The organism is Cellulophaga baltica (assembly GCF_018861125.1).
Lineage (GTDB): Bacteria > Bacteroidota > Bacteroidia > Flavobacteriales > Flavobacteriaceae > Cellulophaga > Cellulophaga baltica_A.
Genome location: NZ_JAHKQN010000019.1, coordinates 275,456 through 287,987 on the forward strand (window position 1 = coordinate 275,456; position 12,532 = coordinate 287,987).

The 12,532-nt window shown below is 33.7% G+C and carries 8 protein-coding genes; 1 reads left to right on the forward strand and 7 read right to left on the reverse strand.

Annotated elements, in window-relative coordinates:
• Window positions 1-27: 27 nt before the first annotated feature.
• From KO500_RS10300 to KO500_RS10330, 7 genes are all read right to left on the reverse strand, one after another.
• Entirely contained in the window at window positions 28-423 is a 396-nt protein-coding gene (locus tag KO500_RS10300) for an ACT domain-containing protein (RefSeq protein WP_215956457.1), read from the reverse strand.
• Window positions 424-431: 8 nt separating this feature from the next.
• Complete coding sequence (locus KO500_RS10305) at window positions 432-761, reverse strand: DMT family transporter (RefSeq protein WP_215956458.1); 330 nt, start codon at window positions 759-761, stop codon at window positions 432-434.
• A gap of 118 nt (window positions 762-879) precedes the next feature.
• Entirely contained in the window at window positions 880-1,737 is an 858-nt protein-coding gene (locus KO500_RS10310; protein ID WP_215956459.1) for a fumarylacetoacetate hydrolase family protein, read from the reverse strand.
• A gap of 21 nt (window positions 1,738-1,758) precedes the next feature.
• Complete coding sequence (locus KO500_RS10315; RefSeq protein ID WP_215956460.1) at window positions 1,759-2,538, reverse strand: SDR family NAD(P)-dependent oxidoreductase; 780 nt, start codon at window positions 2,536-2,538, stop codon at window positions 1,759-1,761.
• Between the two features lie 25 nt (window positions 2,539-2,563).
• Window positions 2,564-4,225 carry a UxaA family hydrolase gene (locus KO500_RS10320; RefSeq protein WP_215956461.1) on the reverse strand — a complete coding sequence of 554 codons (1,662 nt, stop codon included), beginning with the start codon at window positions 4,223-4,225 and terminating at the stop codon, window positions 2,564-2,566.
• Between the two features lie 21 nt (window positions 4,226-4,246).
• Window positions 4,247-5,395 carry an alpha-hydroxy acid oxidase gene (locus KO500_RS10325; protein ID WP_215956462.1) on the reverse strand — a complete coding sequence of 383 codons (1,149 nt, stop codon included), beginning with the start codon at window positions 5,393-5,395 and terminating at the stop codon, window positions 4,247-4,249.
• Between the two features lie 184 nt (window positions 5,396-5,579).
• The gene (locus KO500_RS10330; RefSeq protein WP_215956463.1) at window positions 5,580-6,449 is read right to left on the reverse strand and encodes an AraC family transcriptional regulator; all 870 of its coding nucleotides are present in this window, start codon (window positions 6,447-6,449) and stop codon (window positions 5,580-5,582) included.
• A 523-nt stretch (window positions 6,450-6,972) separates the two neighbouring features.
• Here KO500_RS10330 and KO500_RS10335 point away from each other — a divergent pair.
• A partial coding sequence (locus tag KO500_RS10335; RefSeq protein ID WP_215956464.1) for a DUF11 domain-containing protein occupies window positions 6,973-12,532 on the forward strand: 5,560 nt, incomplete at its 3' end.

A 12,532-nucleotide genomic window follows, 5' to 3' on the forward strand; every position in this document is an offset into this window, starting at 1 on the left:
GGCGTTAATTTTAGTAATTTAATTGTTTTATTTGGAAGATAGCTTTTGAAGTACATACATTGCTTTTTGCGCATCTTTTTTGGCTACAAAAATATGATCGTGATAATAAGCAGCAACAACATTACAACTGATATTATGTTTTGCTAACTCGTTTGAAAACGTAGCGGTTAAACCTATTGCTTCTAATGAAGAATGAATAGTTAAAGTAATCCATGAAGCAACATAATCATATTTTAGTTCTAATTCATCGGCTTTGGATTGTTCTAAAATTAGGGTAATTCCTTCAGTTTCTTTAAACTCACAAAGAATTACATTTCTATCTATAGAACTTGAATCTTTTACAGTTGTAAAAACATAAGCACCTTTATTTAATTCAGGAGTCATACTTTTTACAAGTTCTGATATATCTGTGATTCCTGCCATAATTAAATTTAAGAATGTGAAACTGCTTTTAAGCCAATAATAGAGACTATTAAGGTGCTTATAAAAAAGATTCTCCAAAAGCTAGCAGGGTCTTTAAATACAAAAATACCTACAAGTGCTGTACCTACAGCACCAATACCTGTCCAAACTGCATAGGCAGTCCCAATTGGTAATTCTTCTGTAGCTTTCATTAATAGTAACATGCTTATAATCAAACAAACTAAAAATGCTCCGTACCACATGTACATTTCAGTGCCTATGGTCTCTTTTGCTTTGCCTAAACAAGAAGCAAAAGCAACTTCAAAAAATCCACCAATAATTAGTAAAATCCAGCTCATTCTTAAATTGATTAAGGTTTTACAAAGATTGTAAAAAGAAGTTATCGTGTTTTAAAAAAAATAAGCATTAATAGTATTACAACTATTAATGCTTAAAAATATAAAATAAAGGACGGAATTACTCTTTAAAAGCAACAACATTTTGTTTTGAAGTACCTAAGCCTTCAATTCCTAATTCAATCACATCACCTTCTTTTAAGTAAACAGGTGGTTTTAAACCAAGACCAACACCAAAAGGAGTTCCTGTTGAAATAATATCACCAGGTAATAGTGTCATAAATTGACTTATGTGACTAACTACTTCTTGTACATTAAATATAAAATCTGAAGTAGAGCTGTTTTGCATTACTTCGCCATTTAATTTTAACCAAAGATTTAAATTGTTAGGATCTTTTATTTCATCAGTAGTAGCGATAAATGGTCCAATAGGAGCAAAAGTATCACAACTTTTACCTTTTACCCATTGTCCTGATCTCTCTAATTGAAAAGCTCTTTCACTAACATCGTTATGTAAAACATAACCAGCAATATGATCAAAAACGTCAGCTTTTTCAACGTAAGATGCTTTTTTACCTATCACGATAGATAATTCAACCTCCCAGTCAGATTTTGTACTGTTTTTAGGAAGCATAATATCGTCATTAGGACCAACAATTGCAGAAGTAGCTTTAAAGAATAAAACTGGTTCTTTAGGAACTTCCATACCAGCTTCAGCGGCATGTTGTGCATAGTTTAATCCAACACAAACAATTTTAGAAGGTCTAGTTAAAGGAGCCCCCAAACGCTCACTATCAGCAATTTCTGGGCATGAAGATTGATTATTTTTTAACCAAGTTTTTAACTTTTCAATACCATCGTTACCAAAAAATGCTTCATCGTAATCAGAACCAAAGCCTGATACATCAATTTTAGTTCCGTTTGCTAGTTGAACACCTGGCTTTTCTTTGTTGACTTCGCCAAAACGTATTAATTTCATGTTTTTGTTTTTTGTTGTTATTTATCCGTTTAATGTTACAAATCCGCCATCAATAGCATAGTTTGATCCTGTGATAAAACCAGCTTCATCAGAAGATAAAAATAAGCTTAAATCTGCAATTTCTTGTGTGCTACCCATACGGCCGATAGGCTGTGTCTTCGAAAGTTTTTCAAACATTTCTTCCTCTTTTCCAGGATAGTTTTTGCTTATGAAACCATCTACAAAAGGAGTGTGAACTCTACCAGGGGCAATACAGTTGCATCGTATTCCGTCTTTAATATAATCTTTAGCAATAGAATATGTCATAGTAAGTACAGCACCTTTTGTCATGGAATATGCAAAACGATCATCAATACCTACAGTAGAAGCAATTGATGCTATATTTAAAATTGAACCACCGCCTTTACTTTTTAGAGAGGGTAGTGCAGCTTTTATACAATTATAAACACCTTTTATATTCACATTATATAGTCTATCTAAATCTTCTTCTTCAACAGCATCAATATTACCAACATGAGCAATACCAGCATTATTAATTAAGATGTCTATTTTTTCTTCTTTAGCAATAGCGTTGATAATTTCATTAACACTTTTTTGGTCTGAAACATCACATTTGTGAGCCACGGCTGTTGCACCTGTTTCATTTATTTCAGCAACAGTAGCTTTAGCACCATCCATATTAAAATCTAAAATATGAATTTTACCACCTTGTCCAGCAAAAGTTGTAGATATGGCTTTACCAATACCGCTACCACCACCAGTTACTATTGCTACTTTATTTTTTAAACTAAATTTTGTCATTAGTATGTACTTAATTTTTTATAATTTATAAAGACATTCCTCTTTTCCAAGGAATAAAATCGTCTTGTCTTAATTTTCTAGCTTTTGTTTGTTTACCACTAGCTACTTCAATAATGTAATCTAATAAAGCTTCACCAGATTCTTCAATAGTGGCCGTTCCCTCAATAATAGCACCAGTATTAAAATCTATAATATCAGGCATTTTTTTATAAAGCGTAGTATTTGTAGCTACTTTTATTACAGGAGTAATTGGGTTACCTGTAGGAGTACCAAGACCAGTAGTAAATAGTATAATGTTTGAACCAGAACCAGCTAAACCAGTTGTAGATTCAACATCATTACCGGGTGTGCATAGTAAATTTAAACCAGGTTTCACAACTTGCTCAGTATAATCTAATACATCTTGTACTGGTGATGTTCCACCTTTTTTTGCAGCACCAGCAGATTTTATAGCATCGGTAATTAAACCATCTTTTATGTTACCAGGTGATGGGTTTGCATAAAAGCCAGATCCTAATAAATCTGCTTTTTCATTATAAGTAGACATAATGTGAGAAAACTTTTTAGCTTTTTCTGCATCAGTACATCTATTAATTAATTCTTGCTCAACCCCATTTAATTCGGGAAATTCAGAAAGTACTGTTGCGCCACCTAAACCAACAATTAAATCAGATACATACCCTAAAGTTGGGTTGGCAGAAATACCCGAAAAACCATCAGAACCACCACATTCTAAACCAATTACTAATTTATCAAGCGTTGCTGGTTTACGTTCTATTTTATTAGCTTCAATTAAACCAACAAAGGTTTTTTTAACCGCTTCAGCTAAAAGTTCTTTTTCTGAACCTATTTGTTGTTGCTCAAGTATATAAACTGGTTTTTGATTTGCAGGAGCCATATTGTGTAATGCCTTAGCTAATATTTCAGCTTGTGCATGTTGGCAACCTAAACTCAAAATTGTAGCACCGGCAACATTAGGATTGTTAATGTATCCTGCTAATAAATTACAAAGTGTAACAGAATCTGATGTTGCTCCACCACAACCCCCGTCATGTGTTAAAAAACGAATTCCGTCAATATTAGGGAATAACGGGTTTTTTGTGTTTTCTTCAGCATCAATTAAAATATCTTTTTCTAAAATATCTTTTGATGACGCACCAGAGGTGTAAGCATTAATCATGCTATCGACATCTAAACCAAGGTGTTGTTTTTTGCCAAAGCCAAGTTTTTCAATTAAAGCCTGTTTTAAAACTTCAACATTTCGATTTTGACAGAACACTAACGGAATAACCAACCAGTTATTTTCAGTACCTACTTTACCATCTGACCTGTGATAACCGTTAAAGGTTTTGCTCGTAAAGTTTGATAGGTTAGGAGCCTCCCAGGTTTTTTGATCGTTTTTAGAATCTACACCATACTTTTCAGTATCATGTACCAAATTGGTTGTACTAATTTTATCTCCTTTTAAAATTTCTTTTTTAGCTCTGCCTACTAAAACGCCATACATGTAAACAGGGTCATCTTTTCGAAGTGTTTCTGTTACAAATTTATGTTTTGAATCGATATCATTTTGAATCACATAGGTTTGTGATTCAAAAGTAATTTCAGTCCCTTTTTTTATATCGGTAAGCGCTACAAGCACATTGTCTTTTGCATGTATGCGCAGTACTTTTTGTTGACTACTCATCTAACTAATACTATTTAATGGTTATTTTACTAGGTGAAAAGGAAAATCTTCCACTCTTTCACAACAAAGTTGTTCCATAACTTGTTGTAATTCAGTTTTTAATAAACTAATGGTGTGGTCTCCACCTTTATTACCTAATGCAGCGGCACCGTACATAAATGATCGACCCATAAAAGTGAATTTTGCACCACTTGCTAATGCTCTAGCAATATCAGGGCCAGAACGAACACCGCTGTCCATCATAACCTCAATTTGATCTCCATATTTAGCAGCAATATTTGTTAGTGGTTTTATTGACGATTCACCAGCATCTAACTGTCTACCACCATGGTTTGATACAATGATACCATCTAAGCCTAATCGAATAGCTTCTTGTGCATCAACTTCTGAGGCGACACCTTTTAAAACTAGCTTACCTTTCCACATATCACGGATAGGTTTAATTTTTTCCTCATTTAATCTACCAGAAAAAGTAGCGTCCATAAACTTACCTAATTGTTTAAGGTCTAAACCTTTTGGCATATAAGGTTTTAAAGTTTCAAAATTTGGTTGACCATATTTTAAAGTATTTAGTGCCCAGCTAGGTTTTCCCAAAACTTGTAATACATTAGCAATACTCATTTTTGGAGGCATTGCTAAACCATTTCTAATATCTCTTGGTCTAAAACCAAAAGTTGGTACATCGCATAATATAACAAGAACAGGGCATTCAGCAGCCTCAGCTCTTTTAATTATATCATCTCTAAGTCTGTTTTCTGTTGGATGATAAAGTTGAAACCAAGCTTTACCTTCCGTGAGTTCACTAGCACGTTCTATACTAGTGGTTGTAACCGTACTTAATATAAAAGGCACATTGTGTTTAAAAGCTGCTTTAGCTAAAATTTCAGGTGAATTAGGCCACATTAGACCTTGAAGTCCTACTGGTGCAATACCAAAAGGAGCATCATATTCTACACCAAATAAATTAGTTTTTAAGCTAGCGCCATTAAAATTTCTTAAGTATTGTGGCGTTAATTGTATGTTACGCAATTCTGATGTATTTCTATGAAGATTTACATCTTCATTACAACCACCATCTAAATAATCAAAAGCAAATTTCGGAATACGTTTTTTTGCCTTTAATCTTAAATCATCAATAGATGGATAATCATTATTGAAATCAAGTGCCATTAATTATGTATGTTTAAGTTGAATGTATTATTTATTAAAATAATTATACAATAGTACTGTTTATACCTAATGAAAGCTTCCTATTATTTGATAATTAATGATACTATTTTTGCTTAATGGAGTCTTTTAATTTTAAAAATGCAATTTTTGATTATAATTAATTTTGAAAATTACTCATAATCAGTTAGTTATCTTTTACATGTTTTTTAAGGTATTGAGAAGGAGTGCAGTTCATTATCAGCTTAAATTGACGGTTAAAGTTTGATATATTGTTAAAACCAGATTCATAACAAATCGTAGCAATATTAAATTTGTTTTCTAATAATAATTTGCAAGCATAGCCTATTCTTATTTCAGATAAATATCTAGAAAATGGTTTTTTATTTACTCTTTTAAAATAACGACTAAATGCCGATGTATTCATGTGTGCAATTTGAGCAACTTCATCAAGAGTAATTGTTTTATTAAAATTTTTAAAGATAAAAGCTTGTATTTTGTCTTGTGTGTCACTCTTAGTTTCGTTGAAAGAGTTGATGAAGCCTTGACTAGCAAGTTTTCTAATTTTTTTATGTTTAGAAAGTTTATTCAAAATTTGTAGAAATGTGATGGTCTTATCAAAGCCTTCAAGTTCTAACATATTTTTAATTTCTTGTATGATGTTATTGGGTACATCTAAAAACTTTATACCATAACGAGCTCTTTCAAAAAGTTCTAAAATATGAATCATTTCAGGAGTTTTAAAAAACTCAACGCCTAAATATTCTTTTTTAAAATGTATTGCTATTGCTTTTGCAGTTTGGTTTGAATTTTTATCAAAATAATCTTCATCATTTAGCCACATGTGTGGTAAATTTTTACCAATTAAAACAATGTCACCAACAGCAAATTTTTCAATGCTATCACCAATAAAACAAGTTCCTTCACTTTTTAAAACAACAACAAGTTCTAATTCAGGATGATAGTGCCAAATTTTTAAAAAATATGGGTATTCATTAATTTTTGTTGTAAAAGAACTATTATTAAGACTGCTTCTATCAAGTAGGTGTAATTTCATTCTAAATATGATGTATTTAATGCTTAATTAAAATTATCATCAAAAATACAGCAAAAATAGTATAAAATCTTTCCTTTTATTTAAGGAATAACTTATGTTTTATTGTGTAGTATATAACCTAACTAACTTTAATGAATAATTTTCTATAAAAAATAAGTAAAATCTTACTAAATATATCTTATTCTAATATTTTTTATATACCTTTCATCGACACTTTATGGTGTTTCCCCGTTCCTTAAAGTAATATTAATCGATATGAAACGTTAAAATTTTAACGTTTTATTTAGGTTTATTAGTAATTAAGTAAGACGGTGATAAAATTTTAATTTAAAAAAAATAAGAATATACTTGTTAAAATGTATTTTAACCTATTTATTAAACATTTTATCTGTATTTGATTTTAAAAGATTTGACTAATTAGAACAATAGAAAAAATAGCTATTTTTTTATGTTAAAAATATTAACAATTTTTTTGTTTTTGAAGATATAATCCCCACTAAATATTTAACTAACCAACCTCATTATGAAAAAAAGAATTTATAATTCAAAAAATAACCTATTGCTTTTTATAGTAGGTTTTCTTTCTTTTTTTAGTTCTTACGCTCAACTAAGTGATTTACATTATTTACCACCTCTTACACAAACGGGTAATCACATGCGCGATCAAGCAATTTATATCTCTACGCCAGAAACTACTGCTTTTGATGTTGAAATTTATGTTGGTACAGAAACAGTAACACCATTAATTACAGTTAGTGTCTCAAATGCTGCTCCTTATGTATATACGTTTGCTGACAATGATAATGGAATAACTATGTTGCCTGACGCAGATGTGGGTTATGTATTATCTACTGCAGGTTTAAGAGTTGTTGCACCTGGTGGTGAAAATTTTTATGTGAATTATAGGGGTCGTAATAGTGCTCAAGGAGCTTCATTAACCTCAAAAGGTAGAATTGGTTTAGGGACTCATTTTAAATGGGGTGGAGTTCCTTTTTTACACAATAGATCTATTTATAATGCAGTTGTTGGTATTATGGCTACTGAAAATGACACTGATATTACCATATCAGATTATGATCCTGATTGCCAGTTTAGACTAGGTGCAGATTCTGTTGGTTATGTTGATAACTTAGATAATACAATTACAGTAACCTTGCAAGCAGGACAAAGTTTTGTTTTGGAAAATGTTGGTTTTAATTCTGGTACAGCAGGAGATACAGATGCTAACCGTTATGGTTGGTTAGGTGCCGATATTCGTTCAACTAAAAATATTGCCGTAAGTAATGGTAATGTTTTGGTAGGTGTTGTATCTGGTTCAAATGTACAAGATGCAGGTTTAGACCAACCTGTACCAATCGATGTAATTGGTCGAGAATATGTTTTTATTAGAGGTGGAGGAGGAAACAATTTAGAATTCCCTATTATTATAGGTACTGTGAATGGTACAGATATATTTGTGAATGGAGCTACCACTCCAATAGCTACGATAAATGATGGTGAATATTTTTTAATACCCGGTTCTAACTATTCAGATACTACAGCAGGAAGTAACCTTACCGTTACAACATCAAACAATGTATATGCATATCAATCTTTGTCAGGTAATACATCTGGGGCAACAACTGGTATGAATTTTATTGCACCTGTAAACTGTTTGCTTCCAAGCTCCTTAAGTAATATTGCCAATATTGAAGATTTAGTTTCTTCAACAATAAATGGAGGGTTGACAATACTTGCTTCTACGACTACTTTGGATAGTAATATCATTGTAACTGATGGTACAGGTACTGTTACTTTACCTGCAGCTCAAGAAGCATCAGGCTTACCTTGGAAAAGTTTTTATTTATCAGGCTTAACAGGTAATGTATCTGTAGAATCTACTGGTCCAATAGCGGTTGGTGTTGTTGGTTTGAGTGGAGCACTAGGATTGGGTGGATATTTTTCAGGATTTGATACTGTTCCAGTAGTTGATTATACTATTTCTGGAGGTGGTTGTTTAGGTAGTGAAATTACACTGATAAGTAGTTTTGATACTTATCAGTGGTATAAAAATGGAGAATTAATTCCAGGGGCTATTACATCATCATATACACCAACTACAATTGGTGATTATTATGTACAGGTATCTTCAGGAGGATGTTTTTATGAGTCCAATATCATTAATATGTTTTATTGTAATCCTGATATCCTTATAACAAAAACAGCAGATAAGGCTATTTATTCCGAAGATGAGGATATAACTTTTACGATTACAGTAGAAAGTTTAGGAATTAATGATGTAACTAATTTAGTAGTTAATGATTTGCTGCCAACAGGATTAACTTTAAGCAGTGCTACACCATCTTCCGGTACTTGGTCTTCTCCTAATTGGACAATAGGAACAATGACCAGTGGAGAGCAACAAACGTTGACTATTGTTGCAACGCCTAATGTAATAGAGTCACCTACAAGGGAAATAACAGTGACAAATACAGTCTCAAATACGCAAGATCAAGTAGATTCTGATGCATCCATAGATGATTTAGAAGAAACTATAACTATAGAAAATAGTGATGATGATGGAGACGGTGATCCTGATATTACTGATCCTGATCCTGATGATTCATGTACGTACAGTTCAAATCAGGTTACATCTAATGCTGATCCTAATTGGAATTCCACAGATTGTGACGGTGATGGAGAAACTAATGGTACTGAAGTCACGAACGGAACAGATCCGTCTGACCCTTGTTCAGTCACAAACTCGACAACTCCTGCTAGTTCTTATGAAAATTATGATATTTGGGCAGCAGCAGATTGTGACAGTGACGGAAATATTAATAATACAGACCCTAATCCTTTTAGCCCTACAGCAACTGATGATTATACAACAGCAAATGTTACTGTTGCTAAAACATTTAATGTTTTAAATAATGATGATTTTTTAGTTGGAAGTACAATTACAGACTTAGGTACAGGAACAGCATCTGGTACAATAGTAATAAATAATACAACAGGAGAAATTACATATACTGCTCCTTTAAGTGAAAATTTCTCTACAGTATCAATTGATTACCAAGTATGTAATGGAACGGTATGTGATACTGCGATTTTTTATATTGAGATTCCTGCATGTGTTGATTCTGATGGGGATAATGTTTGTGATGTTGCAGAGAGTGCAACTACAATTAATGATCCATGTGAACCTTCAAGCGATCCGTATTGGCAGCCTCAAGGAACAAATGATTGTGATGGTGATGGACTTACAAATGATGAAGAAGCTACAGCAGGAACAGATCCTTATGATGCAGATTCAGATGGTGACGGAATTGATGATGGTCAAGAAGTAAATACAGATAATACAGATCCATTAGATGATTGTGATTCAAATGGAGGTACACCTTTAAGTAATAGCGATTGTGATAATGATGGTTTAACTGAAGCTGAAGAAGCTACAGCGGGTACAGACCCTACGAATCCTGATTCTGACGGGGATGGAGTAATTGATGGTACAGAGGTTGTAATTGACAATACTGATCCATTAGATTTATGTAGTTATGATATTAGTAATGCAACCGAAACACCAAGTACAGCATGGAATACTGCAGATTGTGACGGTGATGGAGTTGATAATGCAACAGAAGTAGCAAATGGTACTGATACGCAAGAACCTTGTGACCCTACACAAACAGCAGGGTATACAGGATATGATTCAAGTAATTTAATTTGGCAAGCAGGTGATTGTGATGGTGATGGTGTGTTAAACGGAGATGAAGATACTAATGGTACAGATCCTTATAATACAGATACTGATGGTGATGGAGAACCAGATGATACAGATACTGATGCTTTAGATCCTTGTAGCCCTATACAAGCTGCAGGCTATTCTGGTTACGATTCTAGTAATTTACTTTGGTCAACAGCTGATTGTGATAGTGACGGAATTGATAATGGAGATGAAGATACTAATGGTACAGATCCTTATAACAATGATACGGATGGTGATGGTGTTCCAGACAATATTGATACAGATTCATTGGATCCATGTAGCCCAACTCAGGCAGCTGGATATATAGGATACGATGCTACAAATTCAATTTGGTCAGCTGCTGATTGTGATAGTGACGGAATTGATAATGGAGATGAAGATACTAATGGCACTGATCCTTATAATAATGATACTGATGGTGATGGTGTCCCTGACAATACAGATACTGATCCATTAAACCCTTGTGACCCTTCACAAGATGCGGGTTATACCGCATATGATTCAACTAATACGTTATGGCAAGTAGCAGATTGCGATGGTGATGGCGTTGATAATGGAACAGAAAACACAAATGGTACTGATCCATATAGTAATGATACTGATGGAGATGGTGTTCCTGATGATACAGATACTGATCCACTAGACCCTTGTGACCCTTCACAAGTTCCGGGTTATACTGGTTATGATTCAACTAATGCATTATGGCAAGCAGGAGATTGTGATAATGATGGAGTTACAAATGGGGATGAAAACACAAATGGTACTGATCCTTATAATGCAGATACCGATGGTGATGGTGTAGATGATGGTACTGAAGATAGTAATGGTACTGATCCATTAGATCCGTGTGACCCTACACAAACAGCAGGGTATACAGGATATGATTCTAGTAATTTAATTTGGCAAGCAGGTGATTGTGATGGTGACGGACTTACAAATGATGATGAAGCTATAGCTGGTACAGACCCTTATAATACAGATACTGATGGTGATGGTGTTGATGATGGTACGGAAAATACCAACGGGTTTGATCCTTTAGATTCATGTGATCCTTCACAAGGGTCAGGTTACGCTGGTTATGATTCTAGTAATGTACTTTGGTTAGCATCTGATTGCGATGGTGATGGAGTTGATAATGAAACGGAACTAATTAATGGGACAGACCCTTATAGTTCTGATTCTGATGGAGATGGTACTTCAGATGGTCAAGAAGCAATTGACGGTACAGATTCTTTAGACCCTTGTTCTGTTAATACACCTGTGGTTCGTGTAAATACTGATGAAAATTATGATATATGGGCGGCAGCGGATTGTGATGGTGATGGAAATATCAATGAAACAGACCCTAATCCTTTTACTCCAACAGCTGTTGATGACAATACTACTGCAGATGTAGGTATTGCAAAAATATATAATGTTGTTAGTAATGACGATTTTTTAATTGGGAGTATAATTACAATTATTCCTGTAGGTGTAACAGCACCAACAGAAACACAACAAACAAATGCAATAGGACCAATTTCCGTTGATAGTGGAACAGGTGAAATTACTTATACAGCTGATCCAAGTGAAGATCCTGGATTTGTATATATCGTATATGAAATTTGCAATAATACGGTATGTGATACTGCTGTATTAAGATTAACTATTCCTGCTTGTATTGATTCTGATGGAGATAATGTTTGTGATTCATTAGAAACAGAAGATACAAACCCATGTGAACCAAGTTCAGATCCTGATTGGCAACCTCAAGGTACTAATGATTGTGATGCTGACGGACTTACAAATGATGAAGAAGCTGTGGCAGGTACAGACTCGTATAACGCAGATTCAGATGGTGATGGAATTGATGATGGGCAAGAAGTTAATACAGATAACACAGATCCATTAAACGATTGTGACTCAAATGGTGGAACACCTCTAAGTGATAGTGATTGTGATAATGATGGGTTAACCGAAGCTGAAGAGGCTACAGCAGGTACAGATCCTACAAATCCAGATTCGGATGGTGATGGAGTATTAGATGGTACTGAAATTAAAACGGATTATACTGATCCTTTAGATTTATGTGATTTTGTATTAACAAGTACATCTGAAACTCCAAGTACAGCTTGGAATATTGCAGATTGCGATGGCGACGGTGTTGATAATCAGACGGAAATAGCAGGTGGATCAGATCCATTAAACTCATGTGATCCTACACAAGTTGCAGGTTACACAGGATATGATTCAACCAATGCACTTTGGTTGGCTTCAGATTGCGATGGTGATGGTATTACTAATGGCACTGAATTTACCAATGGGACTGATCCATATAATTCAGATACTGATGGCG